This is a genomic window from Pectobacterium sp. S5 (genome assembly GCF_051707265.1).
GTDB lineage: Bacteria > Pseudomonadota > Gammaproteobacteria > Enterobacterales > Enterobacteriaceae > Pectobacterium > Pectobacterium polare.
In genome coordinates this window covers 653,664-678,033 of the sequence record NZ_JAULSZ010000001.1, presented here as the reverse complement: position 1 = coordinate 678,033, position 24,370 = coordinate 653,664, and the positions used below count along the sequence as shown (strand labels likewise).

Here is a 24,370-nt window from a genome sequence, read left to right as displayed (position 1 = left end):
CTCCGGCAGAATGCGGCTGGCGCAAAACATCAGGGTAAACGGATCATGAGAAAGTGGCGAGAGTCAGTATGGTGCAGGAGCGATGTCATTAATATGACCTAGCGGCAAAGGCGAAAACCTAATCGGTAACGGATTGTAAAGGGAATAAGCGGTAAGAGGCATGCGCGGTAAGAAGAAACGGCCTGCCGGGATGACAGAAAATTATCCCGGCAGGCCGTTATGCGATGAATGTGTCATGACCGAAGTCAGAACAAAATCAGAATAAATCTACCCGCACGTCCACGCCAACGGTTCGGCCTTCGTTGACCTGCGCATAGCCTGATGTACCGCTCATAAAGCCAAAGGTGCGATAGCGGCGGTCGAAGACGTTATCCACATAGCCTGCGATATTCACCCGGTCGGTGGCCTGCCAACTGAGGCGCAGGTCGGTCGTGGTATAGGTGCCCTGACGCAACGCATTGTCGCCGTCGAAGTAGTGCGGCCCTACTACGTTGAAGGCCAGACGCGGCATTAACGCGCCGAACGAAGTATCAATCAATCCGTTCAGGCTGGTGCCGGCACCGTAGCGCGGGACGAAGGGCACGCGTTTATCCTGATAGCTCTCACTGTCGCCCGTAAATTCAGAACGGACATAGGTGCCGTTGATATCCCATGACCAGTTGGGAACGAACTGCCACTTCAGCATCATCTCTACGCCGCTGGCGTCGGCGCTACCTGCGTTGCTGAGCGTTTGCATACCGACCGGGCCGGAATACAGCTGCATATCACGCGTGTGGGTGTGGAACACCGCGCCCTGAAGCTGCACATCGCCGCTCTGATAGCGCGAACCGATTTCATAGTTAATCGATTTCTCTGCACTATACGGAATGGCCTGCGTACCGGCGGCAGGTGAATAGTTAAAGCCCGTTGGTTTGTAGCCCTGCGCGACGCGAGTATAGACACGCCAGTCATTATTCAGCAGATAGCTGGCGGAGAGCTGTCCCAGCACCTGATCGTCATCGACGCTATTGCGGTCGCCCACGTTCATGCCGGAGAACTGCTGGTGGTAACGGGTTTCGGCTTTATCGTGTGACACGCGCAGCCCGCCGCCCAGATCGATACGGTCAGTCAGATGCCAGGTCAGATCGCTGTAGGCGGCTAACGTCTCCGACGACGTATTGGCATTGCTCTTCATGAACGGAGCACCTGCCGTGCTGTAGGTCAGATCGAGTTTTTCACGCGTGTTCTGTCGGTAAAGACCGAACACCATATCCACCGTGCGGCCTGCACCGTGTGTCGCGGCACGCAGTTCCTGCACGTCCTGATTCCAGCGCTCCGGCATGTCGGCCATCAGCGTACCGTTCGGGAAGGTACGTTCATAATTCTGCTGCTGCCACGCGCCGATCAGGCTAAAGATCCAGTTATCGGTAGTGTATTTTCCGCTTAGCGACTGGCTGTGCGTGCAGCGGCGCAATGTCGGATCGGGGGCGCCCGCGGCGATCTCCAGCGTCCGATTTTTAGCATCGCCAAACGGCAGATAGGTATCCTGCGTGGCGCGCGTACAGTCTTCTGTCAGTGCCAGACTGGTTTCCCACGGCTGACCATCGGGAGCCAACCGCAGCCTAAGGTTCCCGACGCTGGATTTTGTCCCACCGAGATTATCGCTGCCTGTGGCAGGATTGGTCATCGCGCCTGAATCGACCTGACGCAGCAGCGTGACGCTGCCGTACAGCAGGCCATCCTGAATGGGGCCGCTGAGGTTGATTTTGCCGTGATAGCCGTCGCGGCTGGCAACGCCGCCTTCGACATAGCCACGCGGCGTGCTGTCCGGCTGTTGAGTCACGATGTTGATAATGCCGCCCTGTGCGCTTTTACCGTACAGCGTTCCCTGTGGGCCTCGCAGCATTTCGATGCTTTCCACATCGGAGAGTGCCTGTACGGTATTGGTGGCGAGCTGTGGTACGCCGTCCACGTAGACCGTCACGGCCGGGCTGTAGAAATCCTGGGCGGAAGACACGCCGCGCAGTGAGATGGAGGGGAACAGCAGGCTACCGTTATTGCCGAGGTTCAGGCCGGGCATCACGCGGGTCAGCTTGTCCGTGCTGGTAACGCCAGCATCTTTCAGCTCCGGTGCCGTTACGACGGTAGAAGAGACGTTATTGGCCGAGGCGGAATAGGGCGATTGTTTGCTGGCGGTGACAACAAGCGTATCGTCCTGAGCGGCAAAGGCATAAGAAGAGAGAAACACGCCGGTTAAGGCAAGCGGATAAAGACGCATTATTTTCATTATTAAATCCCTGAAAAGACTAAAATCGCTGTCAACGTAACGGCTTTCATCACGACGCGCTTTATTACGATAAGGGAAGCGTGTGAGACAGAGAATGACGAAGGTTAAATGATAATCGTTTGCATTTTTTGAGCTACCCGTATCGGGTCTATTTCAACCCGAATACAACAGATTTCCGCGTGTTTTCCCTGCCTTAATCCTGTCCCCGCTGGCCTGCTGTAGCCGAGGGAATACCCTCTGAAAATAGGCGGGAAAAGCGCAGAGATAGCCGCTTGGCGGGCCACAGGCTGGCGACGGCGAAGCAGGCCAGCACGCCCAGCGTGGTCTGGTAATTCGTGTGATGTGCTAACTGGAGCGCAGCAATCGACACGATCATGGCGACGGCGGCGTCGGTCGATTGGAACAGCGCATAGTCAGAAGCGGGCTGATGCGGTCTGACTAGGCCCATCAGAACGTTGTATAGCGTGACAAACCCGATTGCGGCAGCCAGATTGACCACGCCAAAGAGCGCGATCCAGGCGTTCAATGAATACAGCGGGTAGCCTACAGCCAGCACAATGGCGAGCAGAGCGTGCACGACCATGACGGGCAGCAGACAGCGCAGCGCGCCCATACGGCGAATCAGGATGTTGGCGAGCACAATTCCTACGCCGCTGACGGCGGTGCTGTACACGGTCATGACGATGCCCAACTGGCTGAGGCTAAGCTGTCTGTCGATCAGCATGACGGTCTGTAACGCCATCATGCCGCGCATCGCCAGATAGAAAATGGCCGTGAAGGCCAATACCGGCCAGAGAACTTTAAACGTCAGACGATTTAGCGTCGGGCGTGCGGTTTGTTGAGTCTGATGATCCTGAGTTTGGCTGTGCTGGATAGGGGATTGCTGGATATAGCGCAGCGGCAGGATGAGCATCAGCAGCGACAGCCCCGCCAGCGCGAAGAAGCCGCCTCGCCATCCCGCCTGTTCCGCAATACTTAGGAACGCATAAGAGCCGAACAAAATACCCAGATAGCTGCCGCCGACCTGTGCGGTATTCGCCAGTGCGCGACTGGCGGCGCTGGTGGTGCAAATCGTGATGCCGTCGGCATAGATATCGTGGCTGGCGGAGAGCAGCGCCAGCAGCATCAGCGCAATGATAATAGTGAGGACAGAGTGCTCGGGGGAGATGACGCCAATCACAACCAGCGTTGCCGCCATCGCGATCTGGAGCAGCACCAGACTGCCTAAATAGGGATTCCCGCGCAGCGGAAGCGCGTGGCGTTCGCCCCACGGTGCCCACAGGCATTTGGCAATCCACGGCAGAAAGGTCAGCGACAGCCAGCTTAGCTGCGCTAAATCCAAACCCGCGTGGCGAAAATAGCCCGCCACGCCTTGCATAATGAGTGCGGTGATCATGCCCTGATGGAGATAGAAACACCAATAGGGCAGATAGCGAGTCATCGAATTGTGCGTCATGGTTTGTCGCTATCCAGCAGCGTGATCGCCAGCGCCTGTGCTTCAAGCGAGGTGGCGACGATAAAATAGGCGTGTGTATCAAGGAAAGAATGTGGCGTTGCAATGGAATCGGGCATGGCGGTTTCTCCGGCTTATTATGGAGAAAATGATAATCATTCGCTGTTGTAGCGCTACCCGAATCCAGTCTATTTGTACCCGTATCGGGATGAACGGTAGCGTTGGCGAACGACTAAATGTTCAGACGCTTGAAAGCGGAAGGCGTAACGCCGAACTGCTTTTGGAAGGCGGCACTAAAGTGGCTGGCGTTGGCATAGCCCAGATCGGTGGCAACCACCATGACGGGCGCACCTGTGACAAACAGCCGACGCCGCGCTTCGTGCATACGTTCGGCCTGAAATAACCCATAGATGCTGTTATTGAAGAGCTGGCGGAATCCGCGTTTCAGCTTGAGTACGCTTAATCCGGTTTCTCTGGAGAGCATGGCGATAGTAGGGGCCTGTGACAGATCTGCTAGCAGCAGATCTTTGGCCCGCAGCAGCTTTTGGCGATCGGCCAGGCTGAGCGTGTCCTGTTGGGGAATCGTGTCGGCATGTCCGGCGACGGCGAGGCTAACCAGAATCATACTTTGCCCCAGCAGCCACAGAGGGGCATGACGTTTTTCACCGGCCTGCTGTGGGTGCGTCAGACTGGACAACGCGTGGCTTAATACCTGCGCGGTCGCCCGCATCTCGGCATTGCAGTCACAGTGGGTGCAGAGTCGGCCGGAATCCAACTGCTGTTGCAGGTTACCGGTGAGATCCGGCACCCAGTTAGCCAGTAACTCAGGGCTCAGCGATACCGTGACGCTTTCAAACTGTCCGGCATAGGACGACGTACCCTGACAGTCCGGAGTGTAGCTAATGCAGCCCGACCCTTGCTTCAGCACATGTTCCCGTCCCCGATCGCCTTTCAGCGAGAATTGCGAATCGCCCTGCAACGAACAAGAAAAATTGATGCGTCCCCAGTCGTCGTGCAAATGCATGGTTGTCGGTTGCCGGAACTTCCCGCGCCACACCAGAATATCCAGCCCTTCCTGAAGCGTAGCGCGCAGCAGGCTACAGTCCGCACCGGTATCCGGCCGCATGACGTGCAGCTCAGCGATCAAATTCGAAATGGTGACTTCAGGCTCGCTGGCGGCTTTCAGTGGGGAGGCATTCAATGGACAGACTCCTGAAGATACGGGTTGCGGTTATCGGACGATCTGGTCATCGGACGATCATCGCACCGCAGTTGATGACAGAAACCCGTACCGATTCGGGTAGAAATCGGCTCGAATCGGGTAGATACGCAATTGAGAATAGTTATTATTCCTGACTTTATTGCCGTCGTCGAGTTGATTTGCTTGTCTTGCAGATAAGAGACTGTGCGGGAAGGAGAAAAGAGAACAACTATGCCACATTCCGCTGTTGAGGGCGGTTCATCCGCTGCCGCGCCGCCTTCTACGCCACAGAACCGTGCCTGGCACATAATGCACCCCGTACGCGGGCAAATTCGTCTGGCGATGTGCCTGTCGGGGCTGTCGGTTCTGGCTGGCATCGCATTTCTGCTTTTTCTAGCATGGAGTATCCAACTGCTGATCGTGCAACCCGCGTCATGGCCGCTGTTGACGATGGTCGGGGCCGTACTGTGCCTGAGCGTCAGCTATCTGCTGCGTCTGCTGGCTTTTAATCAATCTCACTACGCCGCGTTCCGACTGGAAAATCAGATTCGCAGCGCGCTGGCGGAACAGCTGGCGCGGATCCCGCTAGGTGAGGTGCAGCGTCTGGGCACTGGTTCGTTGGCGAAGATCGTTCAGGACGATGTAAAAGCGCTCCACCTGTTTGTGGCGGATAGCACGCCGCTCTATGCCCGCGCCTTTGTTGCACCGCTATGTACGGGGGCGTTACTGTTCTGGCTGGACTGGCGTTTGGCACTGGCCGCCTTGCTGGTGCTGGTCATTGGTGTCGTGGTGTTGATGCTGGCGATGCGCAATGCCGGTGAAATGAACCAGCGCTATAACCAGGCGCGGGAAGACGTCAGCACCGCCGTGATCGAATTTGTGCAGGCGATGCCGGTGGTGCGCACCTTCGATACCGGCGCGTCAACGTTTGGGCGCTACCAGCAGGCGCTGGAAAATTATCTGGACGTGCTTACGCGCTGGTATCAGCAGGCGGGGTTCTCGGCGCGTTTCTCCTTCGCCGTGCTTAACCCGCTTCCTACGCTGCTGGTGCTGTGCTGGGTGGCCTACGGTTTCTATCACGCCGGTGAGCTTGATTTCAGCCTGTGGGTCGCGGTGCTGCTGCTCGGTAATGGCATGGCGGAGGCCGTCATGCCGATGATGGCGCTGAATCATATGGTGGCGAAAACCCGATTGAGTATCAGCCGGATTCAGGACGTGCTGGCGCTATCACCGCTGCCGGAAGCAGAAAGTGATGCCTTGCCTGCCGATGCCAGCGTGAGCTTTGAACAGGTGAGCTTCCGTTACGACCAGCACGCGAGTGACTGGGTGCTGGAGGACGTCAGTTTTCAGGTGCCGGCAGGATCGGTGACGGCGCTGGTGGGGGCGTCTGGCGCAGGGAAAACCACCGTGGCTCGGCTCATTCCCCGTTTTTGGGACGTGACGGCCGGGCGCATTTTGATTGGCGGCGTTGATATCCAGCAGATGAAAACCGCCACGCTCATGCAGCAGGTGTCGTTTGTTTTTCAGGAATCATTCCTGTTTGCGGACACTATCGCTAATAACATCCGGCTCGGCTCGCCTGAAAAAAGCATGGAAGAGGTGATTGCCGCCGCGACGGCGGCGCAGGCGCACGATTTTATCATGGCGTTGCCGCAGGGTTACGACACGCTGGCTGGTGAGCGCGGCCAGTTCCTTTCTGGCGGACAGCTGCAGCGTATTGCCATTGCGCGGGCGCTGTTGCATAACCGACCGATTCTGGTGCTGGACGAACCGACAGCCTTCGCCGATCCGGAAAACGAGGCTGCGCTGCTGGCGGCGCTTGGCGTCCTGATGCAGGGTAAGACGGTCATCATGGTGGCGCACCGTCTGTCGACGATCCGCGATGCTGACCAGATCGTGGTCTTCGACCGTGGACGGCTGAGCGAATCGGGTCGTCATGACGCGCTGCTGGCGGCACGAGGCCGCTATAGCGAACTGTGGCGACACTATGAGCAGGCGCGGAATTGGGCGCTAGGCAGCGCACCGTGCAGCACATTGTCGAGCAACGGGCAGTCAGGAGATCGCGCGTGATAAACAAAAACCATACCGTCATAAGCTATTCCGCCATAACGACGCGGCTATCTGCGTGGTGGCACACGTATCGTCAACTGGAGCGAGTGACGGGTTCACAGTCTCGACGGTTCCGTCGGTGCTGCCTGAGCCTGCTGGCGGCGGCGATGACGCAGGGACTGGCATTGGCGTGCCTGTTTCCGTTGCTGTCGGCGTTCACCCGCGCAGCGGCTTCCCGCGAGATAGCGATGTGGCTTGCGCTCATGACATTTATGAGCCTGCTGACGCTGGTGCTGCGCTGGTATGGTCAAGGGTTTGAATATCGCGGGCAGCTTGCGGCGTCGACCCATGAGCTGCGTATGCGTCTGGGGGAACAGCTGCGGAGCATGCCGTTAACCACGCTTCAGTCCGCGCGGGCGGGGGATATCAACGCGCTGTTGCTGGGCAGCGTGGATGAGAACCTGAACTATATGCTGGCGATAGTAAACCAGCTGCTGCTGGCTATCGTGACGCCCGTCGTGATAGCGCTCATCATGCTGATGGTGGAGTGGCGATTGGGCGTGAGCCTGCTGCTGATCTTTCCTGCTATCGCGCTGCTTTATCGCTGGCGGCGGCCGGCATTTGCCCGCACGATGCAGGCGCTGGCGGAGGCGAATCAGCAAACCAGCGCCGACATTGTGGAATATGTGCAGGGGCTCGCTGTGTTGAGAACCAGCTGTCAGCAGGCTGAACGTACATCGGCGCTGCGTCAGCGTTTCCAGCATCTACAGCAGATACAAACGTCGGCTCACCGTAGCGGTGCTAAACCCGGCGCAGTGGTTACTAGCGTCGTGGAGTTGGGCCTGCAAGGTGTGCTGATTTTGGGTATCAGCGGCGTTGTGGTGGGCGCGTGGGATATAGCCATCGTCGCCGCGATGATGGTGATTGTAGTACGTTTCTCTGAACCGCTGGCGACGTTTGTCAGCTATACGGCCGTGCTGGAACTGATTGATACGGCGCTGCATCGCATTGACGATCTGCTGGCGATTGAACCGCTTCCCGTACACCAGCCTGTTGAGATGCCGACGACGTATGCGATTGCGTTCGAGCAGGTGAGTTTTCGCTATGCAGACGAGGCTGAGGCGGTGCTCGATAGGGTAGATATCGCGCTGCCGGAGAAGGGGATGACGGCGTTGGTCGGGCCGTCGGGTTCGGGGAAAACGACGATAACGCGACTGCTCATGCGTCATGCGGATCCGCAACATGGGCGCGTGTGTATCGGCGGCGTGGATATCCGCTGCATTCCAACGCGTGAATTGAATAAGCTGATTTCAGTGGTGTTTCAGGATGTCTATCTGTTTGATGATTCAGTGCTGGCAAACATTCGGATGGCACATCCGGATGCCAGTGACGAAGAGATCGAGCGGGCTGCCGAGGCAGCACAGTGTCTGGACTTTATTCAGCGGCTGCCGCAGGGATGGCAAACGCGGCTGGGCGATATCGGCGGCAGATTATCCGGCGGTGAACGGCAGCGTATTTCGATTGCGCGAGCCTTATTGAAGGACGCGCCGATTGTGATTTTGGACGAACCAACAGCGGCGTTGGATACCGAAAGCGAGCTCGCCGTACAGCGGGCAATTGACCGGCTGGTTCAGGACAAGACGGTGATTGTCATCGCGCATCGGCTATCGACAATTGTGGGCGCACATCGAATTCTGGTGGTGGAGAACGGGGGTATTTCCCATCAGGGAACACATAATGAATTACTGCATGCTGAAGGCCGTTATCGCGCGTTGTGGAACGCGCAGCAGAAGAGTAAGCGCCTATCCCACCTTAAAGTGCATGTAGAGGGGAGATAGATTTGCTGCTGGTTATAACGGTTCCGGCTTGATGAGCTGTAATTCTACGCCCAGCCTGATGGCGTGTTTGGCATTCAGCACGCCCAGTTTTTTCACCACATTACCAATGTGGAATTTCACAGTGCTGATTTTGATATCCAGAATCAGCGCAATTTCCGGGTAGGTTTTTCCCATGCTGGCCCAGTACAGAATTTCGTTTTCACGCTGGGAGAAAATCTCTTTGTCACCTTGCTTTTTACTCTGCGGACTTTGCGTCATCTCTTTGTAAAGCGTAGTGATTTTCTCATGAACGGCAATGAGCAGCATTTGCAGTTTGTCTTTATTTTCCTCAACAATACTTTCCATATCTGTTGGCGCGTGTTCTTCAAACATAATTGATAGCGCTGCCAGATGATTATTGTTGTCATGCAAGACAAAGGTGTAGCCATTAACAATATCGTACTCTTTTGACAGATTAAAAATCTTGGAAAACTTCAGCTTAGAGTTAATAACGATGTTGTCTTCCCAGGAGAACGGAGAGACTTTATTTATCGCCGTCAAAATAACCGGATCAATATGCTGATAGTTATTTTCTTTATAGGTATTAACCCATTCCTGCGGGTAATTTGAGATGATCACAACCTGAGAAGGGTTCTTCTTGTTCATGATCATGTAGGCGTATTTCAGGTCGCCATACTGCTTTAATTTTCGGCCGAGATAGCTTTTTATCGTGTTATTGATAATTTCATTGTCAGAGCAAAATACAGACATGTAACGGCCTCAATAAAAGCAAGAAAGTACCCATGATATAGATGGCGTCCTAAAAGTATAGTGCTGACCTATACCTAAGTCTAACTACTGTTACCCCATGATATCACTTATAATTTTTTCATGAACAGGACAATTTATAAAAAAATTCAAGAAAGTAAATTTTAAAAAAATTGTTACAAATTGATTTGCCAACCCAGGGAATTACCCATAATTTTGTTCCTGTTCTGTCTACTGAATTTAGGGTGTGTGGTGTCAAACCACGCACCCTAAAAACATGGATCCCGTCATTCGGAGCTGGATAGTAAATAATCCGTTTTCGCTTATCAACCCCCATCGTCCTTTGCTGTTCATCATCGTGCTTTTCTCATCTTTCTCCCATTGTTACAGGCTGTAATGCTGCTTTGTGTAAAGAGGCGGCGGCGAGGCTAATGTTTTGATAATATTGCTATATCGAATCCTATTTTGCTCGTCAGCATCGGCTGGCAGGAGTGGTGATGAAAGTCCGCACTAAGGCTCGTCGTGAGGCCATCGTTAAAACTGCGGCGCAGCTTTTTCAGGAAATGGGCTATGAACGCGCCACCATGAATGAGCTGGCGAAGCGGGTCGGTGGTTCCAAGGCGACGCTGTATGGCTATTTTTCAACGAAAGAAGAACTGTTTACGGCTGTCGTTCGTGAACATGCAACCATGCATCTGTCCGAAGCAACGGCGGAGTTGATGACGGACACGCTGGCAGCCGAAACGCTGGACGTGCAGCTGACGCGCTTCGGTGAACGCATTCTCTACGTGTTGACCAACGATAGTAGCGCGATGGCAATTTATCGGATGGTGGTGGCGGAAGCCGGGCATTCCGATATTGGTTCGCTGTTTTATGATTCTGGCCCGAAAGAAAACGTCGATAAGCTGTCCGAACTGATGGCGGCAGCGATAGCACGGCAGGAATTGAAACCCGGAAACCCACGTTTGCGGGCGTTGCAGTTTTTGGCGCTGCTGACGGCAGAAATCGATGACCGCATATTCTACCGTCATTTACAGCCAATAAGCCTCGAACGCATCCGCGAGATCGTCGGGGATGCGGTCAGTATGTTTATGGCCGGAGCGGCGGCGTAGGGCAAGTGCCTTGGCGATCCGGCATCCAGCGAGTCGCCGTTGTGGCGATCTGCTCTGCCAGCCGCGTGATGACCTGCTGCTGAGCGTGCAGCATAGCGGTATCACTGTTCGCCGACGGCTCGGTAAACTGGCTGCGACAGATCAACCGTGCGCGTTCATCTTCTTTTCCAACGGCGCTTAGGCTCCAGTCGGCGTCAAACGTCACCGATTGGCCGGGCCAGCTATCAAATCGCCGAACCTGAAGCTGAATTCTGACCACTGGCGTGTCTGCCGAACGTACCAAGCCTGAAACATCCTGCGTATTGAGACGCTGCGTCAGATCGGCGGAAAGCGCGGTACGAATTTCCTCGCTCAACGGGCTGAGCCAACGGTCGTTATCCAGCACGACAGCACTGCTATCACCCTGTCGAATAACGAGCTGCGATGTATCAAGCTGTGCCGGGACACCAACGGGCAGCACATCGATAAAAAAGGGTGCCGCGTGCGTTGTGTTTGCCATAAAGGATAGGGTTGCAACGGGCGAGGCGGGCGCCAGCAGCGTGTGGTAACGCACCGGAGGCGACGAGCAGGCGCCCAGCAACGCCATAACGGTAAGCGATAAAAATAATGCCACTCGTTTCATCTTGAAGATCCTTCTCGGGAAAGGGGGGCGTGGTTAAATGTCGCCGACGAATCACTTGGTCGCCCTTGCAGCAGCGATTCCGGATGACGGTCAATCTGCTCAGCCAGACTGCGCAGGGCGCGCAAGGTGCGCTGAATTTCCTGTAGTGACTGCGTGATGCCCAGTTGCAGCGGCGAATCCTCTTCCAGAACATCCTGTGCGCGGCGTGTGGCCTGCTGCATTTGTTTCATCAGCCGATTGGCCTCCGGCAATGTCTGTCCGTTAACCTGTCGCAGCGCTTTATTGGCTTCTACCAGCGTGATGTTCATGTTGCGGCCGATCGCATCCAGCGGCAGATTGTCGATCTTGCCGATGATGCTCGCCATCTGCGTTTGTAACCGATCGAATCCCCCATCGACGGTGGGCAGCACTAACGGGCGGGCGTTGAGATCAAACGGTGTCTTTGCCGCATCGGGCACAAAATCAAGTGAGATATAAAGCTGTCCGGTCAGCAAATTGCTCGGTGCCACCTGAGCACGCAGACCGTGTTCAACCAGATCGCGCGTAAACTCAGCCGTTTGCTGCTCGAGCGACATCGCCTGTTTAGGTAACTTATCCAGCACGTTGCCGAGCCGGTTAGGAAACACGTCAATGCTGACGACGGTTGGAAAGCGATAGCCCGTTTTACTGTAATCCAGCTCAATGGCGGTCACGTAGCCGATTTTGACACTGGAGAATTCAACGGGGGCACCGACCTCCAGACCGTGCAGCGAACGGTCAAAGCGGAGTTTGAAGGGAGTAGGCGGGCCATCCGGTGGTGACAGGGCCGATTCCCGATCGCTCGCCAGCTTGTAGGTGGTCAGCGGTTCCGGTCGGGCAATTGTGTTGTCCAGATCGGGCGTGGAAAACGCGATGCCGCCCGCCATAACGGCCGCGAGGGTTTGTGTTCTGAGACGAAAACCGTTGGCGTCTACCGAGAGATCCACACCGCTGGCATTCCAGAAGCGGGTATTGGGTGTAACAAAGCGGTCATAGGGCGCATCGATAAAAACCTGAAGCTGGACGCTCCGACCATCGCGATTCAACTGGTAAGACGCGACGCGGCCAACGGGGATGCGGCGGTAGTAAACTGGCGAACCGCTATCCAGCGATCCGAGATCGTCCGCTTGAATGACAAAACGGCTGCCCGGCATGCCGTTAATCACCGCGGGCGGCGATTCTAAACCGATAAAGTGAGTTTCGCCCTGAGTCGATTCGCCTTTATCGGCCCCGATATAAGCGCCGGAAAGCAGGGTATCGATGCCCGTCACGCCGTTGATGGCGACGCGTGGGCGAACCACCCAAAAACGACTATCGGTATGCGCCAGATTTTCCGCATTTTTATTGAGCTGTACCGTGACAAGAACCTGTTGACTGTCCTGACTCAGCGAGATGTCTTTTACACTGCCGACCACGACGTCTTTATATTTGACGACGGTGCGGCCCGCCTCAAGACCGCTTGCACTCTGAAAGGCAATCACGATTTCCGGCCCGGTATCCGACCAGGTGTGAATCAGCATGGCGAGCCCCGTTAGCATGGCGAGCGCCGGTACCAGCCAGATTAATGAGATTCGCCAACGTTGGCGGATAATCACCGGCTCGCCGGGTTGTTCGTGGGTCATTTCTTGTCACCTTTCCAGATAAGACGCGGGTCATAGCTCATGGCAGATAGCATGGTCAGTATCACCACCAGCCCAAAAAAAAGAATGCCGCTGCGGGGTTCCGCTTCACTCAGCGGCGGAAATCTGACGAGTGCAGAGACGGCGGCAATGACGACGACATCCAGCATGGACCAGTAACCCACCCATTCCGTTAGCCGATACAGTGCCGCGCGTTCGGCCATCGCTTTACTGCTTTTTTTGCGAGACATGACGAGCAGCAGGCCGAGAATCAGAAATTTCATACAGGGGATGACAATGCTGGCAGTAAAGATCAGCAGGGCGATGCCGTAATCGCCGCTGCGCCAGAAATCCATCACGCCGCTTAAGATGGTGCTTTCGCTCCCCAGCCCGAAAAAGCGGGTGTACATCACGGGTAACACGTTAGCGGGAATATAAAAAATCAAGGCGGCGACCAGTAACGCGGAAGAGAACGTGGTGCTGTCTTTGTGGGAAGACGTCAGCCGTGATTGGCAGCGTGGGCATCGCGCCGCGTCGTGCGTGTCGGCATCATGCTGGCAGACGAGCCCGCATACCGGACAGGCGACCAACGGTAACGGCTGGACGGGCGGATTACTTTTCATGGCTGATCACGCTGCGGTGACTGTCCGTGGGCACCAGCGACCATAGCGGGCGAAGATCCAGACTGTTGACGACGACGAGCAGCAACATCAGCGCCGCCATCGCCCAGCAGCCTGCTCCCGGCATGACCTGCATAAAGCCGGAAAGCTTGATGGCGGCGATTAGAAAACCCAGCGTCGCAATCTCCAACATGCTCCAGGGACGAAGCCACAGCAGTATCTTCATCACGGAGATAAAACCGGGGGCGCAGCGGCCTCGGTTGGCGAACATCAGTACCCAGCCGGTCAGCATGATTTGTAGAAACGGGGCAATAATCAGGAGAAAAAAACAGCCTATCGCCAGCGGCAAGGTTGCCCCGTTAGCCAGCGCGAGCGCCGCTTGCCACAGCGTGGCCGTATTCTGTAGCGCATGGAAACTGACGCTCAGTACCGGATAGATATTGGCGATAAAAAACAGGATAGCTGCCGTTTGTATCAGCGCCAGCCGATGCCCGATATTCATCCAGCCTGAACGATAAAGTGTGGCCTGACAGCGTGTGCAGCGTGCCGCCTCACCGGGGTTTAACGCCCGGTAATGATGCACGCTGTCGCAGTGCGGACAGATAATTAAGTGGGGATAGATTGTCATCATGCTGTTCCGCACCGTGATAGTCGTTTTTCGCTTACTTCAGCATGTCAGCCAGTTCTTCAGCCGCTTTATCGATACCGACCTCCGCGGCACTCAGTGCGCCCACGCTGGCGCTGACGTTCATGGCGTTCGGATACTGCTTCGCGACATAGGCATTGAGCAGTTTGTTGGTCGTCGCATCATAAATTTCAACGGCATAGTTCACTGAACCGTTGAGCAGACCTTCTTTGCCACGGATGGACTGCACGATGTTGTATGGCCCGCCAGCCAGATCGAATTTGGTAAACGTACCGGCAACGGGCGTCGTGGTATCGGCACCCGTCAGCGTCAGTTTCAGCCGCAATGTGCCGGGGGCAGGAGAGGTCACTTCGTTGAAACGAGATCGCAGAGTTTTACTGAACGTATCCTGCATATAGGCGGCCAGCGACTGCTTGTCCTGCTGTGACATGTCTTTGAACTGGTTATCGCTGCCCTGATAAATGCTGACTGGGTCGATGATGATGTGAGTGTATTGCGTCCAGTCGACGGGCGTGGTGTAGCGGTAAGGAATGCGATCCGCGTGCTCACCTGCGTTTTGCGCCAATTGCGAAGACGATGCGATGCCGCTGTAGCGCACGGGGGGATTACTCGCGCAGCCCGCGAGTACGACAGCCAGAGCCAATACGGTAGGACGTGCAACCCGGGAGAATGTGAACATATGAGAATCCTGTAAAGAGAACCGCGAAATAGCGTGATAACACGCAGCCTTAGCCACACGACGTCCAGTCACGCCAGCTGCTTAGGTGCCAGAGCTCCTTCACTGTTGCTATGCGTTAATGTCGGCATGCGTACTTTTTATAAAACTGAACCGTACGGTATTCTTTTAGTTTTTTCTGACTGCGGTGTCAAGAGAGGTGTGAGGTTTTCTTCTCAGGCAACATTTCTGTCACGATTTGGGATAAGGTGTTGGCAAATTCTGCCGATATTAATGATTCAGGGAATGTTATCTGCACCTTAAGGATGCTAGCCGACTGTTATACTGAAGAGGGCTGATATCCGTCTACTGGTCCGATGATTAGCATCGTTGGATGATAAGGTTGACACACTTAACAAATATTTACGTTTGACGCTGGATAAGATTGAAGAACACGACTATCACGTACAGTGGAGCGGTCGGATGTTGGTTCCTGTTTGCTCACATCTCGAATGTTGCCTGGTTACGGTATACCTATAATGACAATGACTCGCACTGAGGAAAGCATGGATAATTTTCAAAAAGAAATTGATGAGAGAACAAACCTCACCTCTGCTAATAAATTTGAACTCTTATTATTCCAGCTGGGCAAATCACCTGAAGGTGGCAAATCTGAGCTGTTTGGCATCAACGTGTTTAAACTGCGTGAAATCGTGCCGATGCCTACGCTGACCAAAGCGGCTGGCATGAAATCGCCGATGCTGGGTATGGTCAACATTCGTGGACAAATCATTCCCGTTATCGATCTTCCTGCCGTGGTCGGCAGTTCATCAGAAACTGGCCTGAACATCCTCCTTATCACGGAGTATGCACGTAGTACGCAGGCATTCGCCGTGGAGTCAGTCGACGATATCGTTCGTCTGGAATGGAGCCAGGTTCTGGCTGCTGAAGCGGGCGTGAGCAGCTCCTATATCACCAGTATCGCGCGTCTTGATAACGACAAAGACAGCAACCGTCTGGCGCTGGTGCTGGATGTTGAACAGATTCTGTTTGATATCATTCCTGGCGATCGCGAAACCAAGCTCAAGAACGCAGAAGAGAAAATTTACCCTTATACGCCAGGTGCGATTGCGATTGTGGCGGAGGATTCCAAAGTTGCTCGTTCGCTGCTTGAGCAGGGGTTAACCCAGATGGGCATTCCGTTTAGTATGCACATCACCGGACAGGATGCCTGGAACAAGATTCGACAAATTGCGCTAGAAGCACAGTCGGAAGGCCGACCTATCTCGGATAAGATCTCAATGGTCCTGACCGATTTGGAAATGCCGGAAATGGACGGCTTTACGCTGACAAGAAATATCAAGCGTGAAGAATACCTGAAGAATATCCCGGTGGTGATTCACTCTTCACTGTCTGGTAGCGCGAACGAAGATCACGTACGCAATGTTGGCGCAGATGCTTACGTCGCGAAATTCGAGATCAATGAACTGTCGACGGCGATTCAGACGGTACTGAATAAAGTGAAACGCCGCTAATTAGTCAAGCGCGCGTATTACCCTATTCGGCCTTTGCCTCCTCCTTGACGGGAGAGGGCAGAGGCCGATTTTTTTAGTCGTTGAATACGGCCAGTATTGATCTGGCGGCAGAAGATTAATCCAGATCGGATGCCTGATGGCGTTCGGCGACCTGCTCAGACTCTTCACCCCAGGTGCGGTTGACCTTGCGGCCACGGATCACCGCCGGACGGGCGGCAATCTCGTCAGCCCAACGAATCACATGCTCATATTCGTGTATGGACAGGAACTCTCCGGCAGAGTAAAGCGCGTTTTGTACCAGTCCACCGTACCACGGCCAAACCGCAATATCGGCAATCGTATAGCTGTCGCCGGCCAGATAGCGGTTCTCTGCCAGTTGGCGGTTGAGCACATCCAATTGACGCTTGGTTTCCATCGTGAAACGGTTGATCGGGTATTCAAATTTTTCCGGCGCGTAAGCGTAGAAATGGCCGAATCCGCCGCCAACGTAAGGGGCGGAACCCATCTGCCAGAAGAGCCAGTTCAGGGTTTCCGTGCGCGTGGCGAGGTCGTTCGGCAGCAGCGCACCAAATTTCTCGGCCAGATACACCAGAATGGAGCCGGACTCGAACACGCGAATCGGTTTCTCGCCGCTTTGGTCAAGCAAGGCGGGAATCTTTGAGTTCGGATTGACGTCGACAAACCCGCTGGAGAACTGATCTCCATCGCCTATCTTAATCAGCCAGGCATCGTACTCTGCACCTGAATGGCCCAGCGCCAACAACTCTTCCAGCATGATTGTCACTTTCACGCCATTTGGCGTCGCCAGCGAGTAAAGCTGAAGCGGATGTTTGCCAACGGGCAGCGCTTTCTCGTGCGTTGGGCCAGCTATTGGGCGGTTAATATTGGCAAAAGCACCGCCGGAAGAAGCGGGCTGCCAGACTTTTGGCGGCACATACGTTGGGGAGGTAGCCATTCAAAAACTCCTTATGCATGAAAAGAGAGCGAGTTAAGTCAATACCATAACAAACTCACGCGGCTCGCTGATACCGTTCTGTTCTATCTCTACTGCATATTGATATAACGAGGAGTTATAGCTTTTAACCTATATAGTATTTGAGCTATTTTAGCTAAATCTTATATGATCCTGCTTGCCGATCGGGAATTCACAAAGTATCTGAAAAAATCAGAGAAGAAGGGGTAATGCTATGGGCAGAACGCTGGAACAGCTTCTTGCGGATGAAAAATCAGATGTTGCTGCCGAGGCTCACGCTATAGCGGCAGACATGTTACTCAATATTCACCTCGCCGAACTGCGTGAGAGGGTGCAAAAAACGCAAGTGGAAATGGCGCAGGTGCTTGGATTAAAACAGCCGACCATAGCGGGAATGGAGAAACCCGGTCGCGATCTGAAACTTTCCACACTTAAACGCTATGTCGAGGCGACCGGCAGTAAACTACGTCTTGATATTGAACTGCCGGACGGCTCCCATTACGAATTCACGCTGTAACGCCTCCCGTAGGTTACCTAGCAAAGAGGCGCTTGTTCTACCGGTTTACACTGGCTACCGCATCATTAAGCAACGTGAGATAGCGTGAACTCGAAATATTCCTGCCGGTGACGACGCAGACGGTTTTGCGTCCGCCAATCTCCTTCGCGTAGCGAATGGCGCCTGCGACAGCGGGCACCCCTGAGGGCTCGACAACATGGCGATGCAGATCGAGCATTGACAGCATCGCTGCTTTAATTTCGTCTTCTGAGACAGTTAGCACGCGATCGACACGATCGCGAACCAGCGGCCAAGTCATCGCGCTGGGTTCTATATAACCACTCACGCCCTCGGCGATGGAGGGGGCTAGATCGACGGGAATAGCTTCACCTGCTTCTTTCCAGCGGGCGAATGTCGGGCTCGCTTCACTTTGTATGCCCCACACTTCGATAGCGGGGTTGATGGCTTTGGCCGCTGTTGCGATCCCTGAGATGAGTCCGCCACCGCCGATGTTCACCAGAATAATCTCTGCATCCATCCAGTCTTCCATGATTTCAAGGCCGACAGTGCCACCGCCTGCAATCATATGCGGGTTGTCGTAGGCAGAAACGAAGGTGGCACCTGACTGCTGCGCCGCTGCGATAGCCGCCTGCCTCGCTTCTTCGATGTCATCAAAGAACGTAATATGCGCGCCACAGCCTTTCATGGCTGCGACCTTCATGGGGTCTGCCGCGCGTGGCAAAAAGATGGTTACGGGGATGCCCGCAACCTGCCCGGCATAGGCGAGCCCTAATCCATGATTTCCTGCCGTGGGGGCAATAACGCCAGCGCGGCGCTGTTCTGCATCCAGATTGGCAAGCACGTTTGCCGCACCACGCAGCTTAAAGCTACCGGTCTGCTGGAGGTTTTCCATTTTGAGTCGGATTTCCGCCCCAACAAGGGCGGATAGCGGTGGCGAATGATCCAGCGGTGTCCTGCTTATTGTTCCCTTGATCTGCTGAGAGGCGGCGTAAATATCCTTCAACGTTACAGAGTCGGTTGCCCTTTGGTGTTTGCTTGTCATAGTATTGCCCTATCAACTGTATATGGAAATGACTATATAGGCATTTAGCTATATGAACAAGCATGTGACGACAACGGCCGATTTGCTGCGAGCGCTCGGCAATGAGCAACGGCTCATCATTCTGGAATGGCTGGCCGATCCCCGTGCACACTTCCCGGAACAGCAGGACGGGGATCTGGTTAACGATGGGGTCTGTGTCGGTTTTATCACTGAGAAAATTGGCTTGAGCCAGCCAACCGTCACCGGTCATCTTCAATATCTCTCGAAAGCCGGGATTGTCACATCGAAACGCATCAAAAACTGGGTGTTCTACAAGCTCGTCCCTGAGCGTTTAGATGAGGCGACCGCCGTATTATCTGAACTGGCCAAGACTGCCTCTCGCCAGCAGTAAGGGGCGCTCAAGGTATTACTTTTCCTGCGATTTTGGCCTGGCTGTGCGTCCCCGCGCAGCAGGTTTGACGGGCACAGTTTGGCCGTATTCCATCCACCATGCGGTTAACGCCTGCATGGTCGGCCCAAGTCCGCGAGCCTTATCCGTAATTTCATACTCGACGCGTGGAGGGACTTCCGCGAAAACGGTGCGGGATACCAGACCGTCTGTTTCCAGCTCGCGCAGTTGGGCCGTCAGCATGTGTTGCGTAATGCCGGGTATCGCTTTTCGGAGCTCTCCGAAGCGATAAATCCGTTGATTGAGCAGCCACATAATTTCTAGCTTCCACTTGCCTGCCAGCAGCCCAAATGCCCGGCGCATTTCCTCGTGCATGTTGATTTCAGGATCGCCATTAGTCTTGTTTTCCATACTAACCATCACTATTTCATCCTGCTTGCGGTAATTCATGTTAGCAGACATTCTGCACCAACGTTGGAAAACACCCTTGAGGAAATGTCATGCAAGCACACTATATTTACTGGATCAGTACCGCACTGTTATCACTGCTGTATATCGCCTCAGCGACGATATACCTCACCAAAAGGGAGTGGGTCCGCCAGACGATCATTGACTTTGGTTACCCCGGTTATCTTGTGCCGATCCTCACCGCAGTGAAGCTCCTCGCTGTCGCTACCATCCTTTCCCGCATTAGCGTGCCGCTCAGCGATCTGGCCTATGCGGGCATGTTCTTTCATCTGCTTCTTTCGGCTATTGCGCACATTGGCGTACGTAAGCCTGGCGGTGCCTTACCGGCAGGGCTAGGGCTCGTATTGTTGATGGCGTCCTTTGCTACCCAAAATGCAGCGCGTGACACCCCATCGCCTTATGGCGATATCGGCACAGAACACCATCTGACGAGTAGCGGGAAGGGGAGTGTGTACTGATCTGAAGTTTCGCTCTTTTTGGCCTTTCGCATTTTATCAAGATATAAGGGAGCAACATGAAAGTGACATTGTTTGGTGCGACGGGGAAAACAGGACGTTATTTGATTTCCGAAGGCCTTAAGCGTGGAATAGAACTGACGGTGTTTGCGCGCACAGGCTCTTTATTTGACGAGCCAAACGTCCGTGTTATTCGCGGCGAATTGACCGACAAAGACGCGCTGAAAACTGCGATTCAGGGCGCAGATGCTGTGTTGTCCGCGCTTGGCCCCACCGCGTTGAAGCACCCCAACGCGTTACCGATTACCCGAGCGATGCAATCCATTATTACGGTGATGAAACAGGAAAATGTCACCCGCCTGATTGCGATATCGACCGGAACGGCCGCTGACCCAGACGATGGGTCGGATTGGAAAATTCGGTTTCCTGCATGGTTGATCAAAATAATGATGGCGAGCGCTTATCAGGACATTATTGCTCTCGCAAAAACAATCCGCGCCTCGGAATTAGAGTGGACATTGGTTCGCGTCGCCTTTCTTAATAACCATCCCGCCTCGGGCCACCTTAATGTGGGGCTTTATGGCAAGACCAAACACACCATGACGTTATCCCGTGAGGCATTAGCCACGTTTATGTTCGATCAATTACTGGATGCTCAATTCATCAACAGGGCACCGGGAATTAGCACGAAATGAAATGCGTCTAGAGTAGTGTGTGCCTGTAACCTGAAAGAATACCCACAGATTATTGGGTAACTCGCTTCCACCGTGGCAGGTAAGCGAATGCGATGGCAACAAGCGCCATACCGCCAGCCAGAAAGAAGGTCAGCTGCATGCCATTCGCGAGGGAAGCGGGGGCGGCATGGGTAAAATCTTCCGTGCCGACTCCCAGAGCGAAGACCTGTCCCATGATTGAAGCACCGGCGATCAACCCAATATTGCGCGACAGGTTAAGTAGACCGGAGACCGTACCGCGCTGGTTCCCCGGAACCTCGGCAAGAGTGGCGGTGTTGTTTGCCGCCTGAAAGAGCTGATAGCCGGGCGTCAGGACAACAATGGCAAGAATATAACCCGTGACGCCGAGTAGATTGGGCAAGATCGCCAGCATGAAGGTGCCAGTTACTACAAGAGAGAGACCGGCGGTAAGAGCCCGTTTAAACCCCCAGATATCGACTAGTCGACCTGACGGAATCCCGCTAAAGGTCGCAACGGCAGGGCCAATCGCCATCACCAGTCCCACCAGTGTTTCCTTCAGTCCAAGACCCAGGCCAAGGTAGTAGGGGCCGACGATTAACGTCGTCATAATAATGGCGGTGACGGCCGCATTAATCGTGAGATTCGGCCACAGTGTGGTGTTCCGCAACGGCGATCCTCCTGATAGCGCGGTTTTTTCCTTCACTAGCGTGGCCGGCAGTAGGGTAAAAGCCATGAACAAAACGATCGTGACCAGCGGGATCTGTATCCAGAACAGGCTACGCCATCCTGCTATCGCAAGCAGGAAGCCGCCGACAGAAGGGCCAAGCGCGGTACCCAGTGCGGACACCGTTCCCAGTATCCCCATCGCTCGCCCGACATGCTTCTCCCCAGTCGTCTGCCTCAGCAGTGCCATGCCTAATGTCATCAGGAACGCCGCACCGATCCCCTGAAGTGCTCTTGCCGCGATAAGTTGCCATAGCTGGGGGGCAATGGCGCACAGCAGCGAAGCGAGGGCGAAAAGCCCAAGACCTGCAATGAAAACGGGCTTCAGTCCATAGTGATCGCCAAGGCGACCCGCGATCACAACCGAAAGCGCCATGGCCGCAAGATAGGCGATAACAACGGCCTGCACCTGCGCGAAGGGCGCAGAAAATACCGCTGTCAGCGTCGGAAGGGCAATATTGGCAATACTTGTTCCCAGCGAGGCCGACAGTATTGCGAGTGCCAGTGTAATGGTGACCCCAGATTTAGCCTGCTCTGGTTCGCCCGGTTGGTTAATTGTCATTTTTTATCCTTGTCAGAATGTGGGTTCCAGAGCATGCTACAAATTAAAGTCGGCTTGAGGTCAAGTATGAAGTTTCTGGATATAGGCGAAATCGCGGAGAAGAGTGGAATCAAGCCTTCGGCGCTGCGTTATTACGAGGAAATTGGGCTGATTGCTTCGGTGTCCCGACATGGGCTTCGGCGGCAGTTTCCTGCCGACGTGCTGCTGCAACTCAGGTTGATTACGATGGGGAAATCGGCGGGGTTCTCACTGCAAGAAATCGCTGGCATGTTTAACAAGGATGGGATGCCGGACTTGCCCCGCACTGCGCTGCATAAGAAGGCTGACGAAATCGATAGGCAAATCCATGAGTTGAAGATATTGCGCGACACGCTGCGGCACGTTGCCGACTGTTCTGCGCCATCGCATATGGAGTGTCCGACGTTCAGGAAGCTCGTTGAGACCACGCACCGAAGAGGTCAGATCCGTGAGAAAACCAACCATTCAGCCACTCGAAAAGTACCTCAGAAGACGAAAAAATAACGTGTAATCCGCTGGCCGTGGTGAATGTCCCTATGTTGGTAGACCCGCATACACCGGATATGCAACCGGTTTCTTATTTCTGTTCATGCCCTCGCTTTTCCTCTAGAATTTCTGCCATTCGGGCCGCGCTGAATCAAGTCAACGTCAGGCAGACCCACGACATTAAATAATCATCATCGATAAAGGATAAGTGCCATGAGCGAAAGATTTCCGCACGGCTTTATGTGGGGCGGGGCTACCGCCGCGAATCAGGTCGAAGGGGCCTACAATATCGACGGCAAAGGGTTGTCGATTGTTGACGCCATTCCCGGCGGCAAAGCGCGTTTAAACATCGTGGCTTCCGACGCGTTTGACTTCACGCTGGATGAACAGCGCTACACTTATCCTAACCATAAAGGCATCGATCACTACCATCGCTTCCGTGAAGATATTGCGCTGTTTGCCGAGATGGGCTTCAAATGCTATCGCTTCTCCATTGCCTGGACGCGCATCTACCCGAATGGCGTTGAGCTGGAGCCCAACGAAGCGGGGCTGAGTCACTACGAGCAGGTGATCGATACTTGCATAGCTCACGGCATCGAACCCGTGATTACGATCTCTCACTATGAGATGCCGCTGCATCTTGCCACTGTTTTTGGCGGCTGGAAAAACCGTGAGTTAATCGGCCACTTCGAGCGTTTTGCTCGTACGGTGCTGGAGCGCTTCGGCCATAAAGTGAAGTACTGGATGACCTTTAACGAGATCAACGGCGCTGCCCACTTCCCGATCATGAGCCAAGGGCTGACGGTGCAAACTGGCGCGCTGGAGCCACAGGCTAAATTTCAGGCGTGGCATAACCAGTTTGTTGCCAGCAGTCTGGCGGTGAAAATTGCGCATGAGACCAATCCGCAGATCCAGATCGGCTGCATGATCTTGTTTGCCACGAATTACGCCTATGACTGTAACCCCATCAATCAGTTGGCGGCACTGAAAGAGACTCAGTCATTTAACTTTTACTGTGCGGACGTTCAGGCGGGCGGGAAATATCCCTACTATGCGAAAAGCCTGTGGCAGTCGTTGGGCGTCACGCTGGATATTCAGCCGGGAGATCTGGAGCTGATTAAACAGCACACCGTCGACTATATCGGCTTCAGTTATTACATGTCTTCCACCACCTATAAAACTGACCCGGATGCGTCGGCAGCCCACGGCAACCTGCTGGGCGGGGCGCGTAATCCGTTTCTGGAAGCCAGCGAGTGGGGCTGGGAAATTGATCCGGTGGGGCTACGCATCGCGCTCAACCAACTGTATGACCGCTACGAAAAACCGCTGTTTATCGTCGAGAACGGTCTGGGTGCGGTGGATAAGCCGAATGAAGATCGCTACATCGCTGATGACTATCGCATCAACTATCTGCGTCAGCACATCGAAGCAATGGCAGACGCGATTACCGACGGCGTCGAACTGATGGGATATACCCCGTGGGGCTGCATCGATCTGGTCAGCATGTCTACCGGCGAGATGAGCAAACGCTACGGTTTTATCTACGTCGAACTGGATGACACGATTTCCGGCAGCGGCAACCGCTATAAGAAGAAATCGTTCCATTGGTATAAGAAAGTGATTGCTACTAATGGTAGTGATATCAGTTAAGTGAGCTCTTCC

General features: G+C 54.4%; 23 protein-coding genes. 10 read left to right on the top strand and 13 right to left on the bottom strand.

The window, feature by feature from the left end:
• Positions 1–256 precede the first annotated feature (256 nt).
• From QWJ20_RS03130 to QWJ20_RS03120, 3 genes are all read right to left on the bottom strand, one after another.
• Positions 257–2,266: a TonB-dependent siderophore receptor gene (locus QWJ20_RS03130; RefSeq protein WP_262252603.1), complete on the bottom strand. Its 2,010-nt coding sequence runs from the start codon at positions 2,264–2,266 to the stop codon at positions 257–259.
• Positions 2,267–2,459: 193 nt separating this feature from the next.
• Positions 2,460–3,722 (bottom strand): MFS transporter, encoded by a 1,263-nt coding sequence (locus QWJ20_RS03125; protein ID WP_433991818.1) that lies wholly within the window; start codon positions 3,720–3,722, stop codon positions 2,460–2,462.
• Between the two features lie 229 nt (positions 3,723–3,951).
• A complete protein-coding gene (locus QWJ20_RS03120; RefSeq protein ID WP_109412048.1) occupies positions 3,952–4,920 on the bottom strand; it encodes a helix-turn-helix transcriptional regulator in 969 nt (322 codons plus the stop codon).
• 231 nt (positions 4,921–5,151) lie between these two features.
• On the opposite strand from QWJ20_RS03120, the gene QWJ20_RS03115 reads away from it, so the two are divergent.
• Together QWJ20_RS03115 and QWJ20_RS03110 are read left to right on the top strand one after the other, a co-directional pair.
• Positions 5,152–6,990 (top strand): ABC transporter ATP-binding protein, encoded by a 1,839-nt coding sequence (locus tag QWJ20_RS03115; protein ID WP_433991817.1) that lies wholly within the window; start codon positions 5,152–5,154, stop codon positions 6,988–6,990.
• Positions 6,990–8,807: an ABC transporter ATP-binding protein gene (locus QWJ20_RS03110; protein ID WP_433992376.1), complete on the top strand. Its 1,818-nt coding sequence runs from the start codon at positions 6,990–6,992 to the stop codon at positions 8,805–8,807. The genes QWJ20_RS03115 and QWJ20_RS03110 overlap by 1 nt, the downstream gene beginning before the upstream one ends.
• 12 nt (positions 8,808–8,819) lie before the next feature.
• Here QWJ20_RS03110 and QWJ20_RS03105 read toward each other — a convergent pair whose 3' ends face one another.
• Positions 8,820–9,557, bottom strand: a complete 738-nt coding sequence (locus tag QWJ20_RS03105) for a LuxR family transcriptional regulator (RefSeq protein WP_249681175.1) — start codon at positions 9,555–9,557, stop codon at positions 8,820–8,822.
• A gap of 494 nt (positions 9,558–10,051) precedes the next feature.
• On the opposite strand from QWJ20_RS03105, the gene QWJ20_RS03100 reads away from it, so the two are divergent.
• A complete protein-coding gene (locus QWJ20_RS03100) occupies positions 10,052–10,666 on the top strand; it encodes a TetR/AcrR family transcriptional regulator (RefSeq protein ID WP_095699044.1) in 615 nt (204 codons plus the stop codon).
• On the opposite strand, the gene QWJ20_RS03095 is transcribed toward QWJ20_RS03100, so the two are convergent.
• From QWJ20_RS03095 to QWJ20_RS03075, 5 genes are read right to left on the bottom strand one after another with little or no spacing between them, the layout of a single operon-like run.
• Positions 10,644–11,288, bottom strand: coding sequence for a PqiC family protein (locus QWJ20_RS03095; RefSeq protein ID WP_433991816.1), 645 nt, complete (start codon positions 11,286–11,288; stop codon positions 10,644–10,646). The two genes, QWJ20_RS03100 and QWJ20_RS03095, sit on opposite strands and share 23 nt — an antisense overlap.
• Entirely contained in the window at positions 11,285–12,928 is a 1,644-nt protein-coding gene (locus QWJ20_RS03090) for an intermembrane transport protein PqiB (protein WP_433991815.1), read from the bottom strand. Before QWJ20_RS03090 ends, QWJ20_RS03095 begins: the two co-directional genes overlap by 4 nt.
• A complete protein-coding gene (locus QWJ20_RS03085; protein ID WP_277513998.1) occupies positions 12,925–13,548 on the bottom strand; it encodes a paraquat-inducible protein A in 624 nt (207 codons plus the stop codon). The genes QWJ20_RS03090 and QWJ20_RS03085 overlap by 4 nt, the downstream gene beginning before the upstream one ends.
• A complete protein-coding gene (locus QWJ20_RS03080; RefSeq protein WP_433992375.1) occupies positions 13,538–14,173 on the bottom strand; it encodes a paraquat-inducible protein A in 636 nt (211 codons plus the stop codon). The genes QWJ20_RS03085 and QWJ20_RS03080 overlap by 11 nt, the downstream gene beginning before the upstream one ends.
• 34 nt (positions 14,174–14,207) lie before the next feature.
• The gene (locus tag QWJ20_RS03075; RefSeq protein ID WP_127157679.1) at positions 14,208–14,870 is read right to left on the bottom strand and encodes a DUF3313 domain-containing protein; all 663 of its coding nucleotides are present in this window, start codon (positions 14,868–14,870) and stop codon (positions 14,208–14,210) included.
• 542 nt (positions 14,871–15,412) lie between these two features.
• Here QWJ20_RS03075 and QWJ20_RS03070 point away from each other — a divergent pair.
• A complete protein-coding gene (locus QWJ20_RS03070) occupies positions 15,413–16,381 on the top strand; it encodes a chemotaxis protein (protein ID WP_095699050.1) in 969 nt (322 codons plus the stop codon).
• 115 nt (positions 16,382–16,496) lie between these two features.
• On the opposite strand, the gene yghU is transcribed toward QWJ20_RS03070, so the two are convergent.
• Positions 16,497–17,336, bottom strand: coding sequence for a glutathione-dependent disulfide-bond oxidoreductase (gene yghU / locus QWJ20_RS03065; protein WP_433991814.1), 840 nt, complete (start codon positions 17,334–17,336; stop codon positions 16,497–16,499).
• Positions 17,337–17,568: 232 nt separating this feature from the next.
• On the opposite strand from yghU, the gene QWJ20_RS03060 reads away from it, so the two are divergent.
• Positions 17,569–17,871, top strand: a complete 303-nt coding sequence (locus tag QWJ20_RS03060; protein WP_433991813.1) for a helix-turn-helix domain-containing protein — start codon at positions 17,569–17,571, stop codon at positions 17,869–17,871.
• Positions 17,872–17,908: 37 nt separating this feature from the next.
• Here QWJ20_RS03060 and QWJ20_RS03055 read toward each other — a convergent pair whose 3' ends face one another.
• A complete protein-coding gene (locus QWJ20_RS03055) occupies positions 17,909–18,913 on the bottom strand; it encodes a threonine ammonia-lyase (RefSeq protein WP_433991812.1) in 1,005 nt (334 codons plus the stop codon).
• Between the two features lie 52 nt (positions 18,914–18,965).
• On the opposite strand from QWJ20_RS03055, the gene QWJ20_RS03050 reads away from it, so the two are divergent.
• On the top strand, positions 18,966–19,304 hold the full coding sequence (locus QWJ20_RS03050; RefSeq protein ID WP_095994191.1) for an ArsR/SmtB family transcription factor: 339 nt from the start codon (positions 18,966–18,968) through the stop codon (positions 19,302–19,304).
• 15 nt (positions 19,305–19,319) lie between these two features.
• On the opposite strand, the gene QWJ20_RS03045 is transcribed toward QWJ20_RS03050, so the two are convergent.
• Positions 19,320–19,763 carry a winged helix-turn-helix transcriptional regulator gene (locus tag QWJ20_RS03045; RefSeq protein WP_433991811.1) on the bottom strand — a complete coding sequence of 148 codons (444 nt, stop codon included), beginning with the start codon at positions 19,761–19,763 and terminating at the stop codon, positions 19,320–19,322.
• A gap of 38 nt (positions 19,764–19,801) precedes the next feature.
• Here QWJ20_RS03045 and QWJ20_RS03040 point away from each other — a divergent pair, with 38 nt between their 5' ends.
• A complete protein-coding gene (locus QWJ20_RS03040; protein WP_433991810.1) occupies positions 19,802–20,227 on the top strand; it encodes a DoxX family protein in 426 nt (141 codons plus the stop codon).
• A gap of 56 nt (positions 20,228–20,283) precedes the next feature.
• Entirely contained in the window at positions 20,284–20,919 is a 636-nt protein-coding gene (locus tag QWJ20_RS03035) for an NAD(P)-dependent oxidoreductase (RefSeq protein WP_433991809.1), read from the top strand.
• Positions 20,920–20,968: 49 nt separating this feature from the next.
• Here QWJ20_RS03035 and QWJ20_RS03030 read toward each other — a convergent pair whose 3' ends face one another.
• Complete coding sequence (locus QWJ20_RS03030; protein WP_433991808.1) at positions 20,969–22,204, bottom strand: MFS transporter; 1,236 nt, start codon at positions 22,202–22,204, stop codon at positions 20,969–20,971.
• A 66-nt stretch (positions 22,205–22,270) separates the two neighbouring features.
• On the opposite strand from QWJ20_RS03030, the gene QWJ20_RS03025 reads away from it, so the two are divergent.
• Together QWJ20_RS03025 and QWJ20_RS03020 are read left to right on the top strand one after the other, a co-directional pair.
• Positions 22,271–22,726, top strand: a complete 456-nt coding sequence (locus QWJ20_RS03025) for a helix-turn-helix domain-containing protein (RefSeq protein WP_277514017.1) — start codon at positions 22,271–22,273, stop codon at positions 22,724–22,726.
• 195 nt (positions 22,727–22,921) lie between these two features.
• A complete protein-coding gene (locus QWJ20_RS03020) occupies positions 22,922–24,358 on the top strand; it encodes a glycoside hydrolase family 1 protein (protein ID WP_433991807.1) in 1,437 nt (478 codons plus the stop codon).
• Positions 24,359–24,370: the final 12 nt, after the last annotated feature.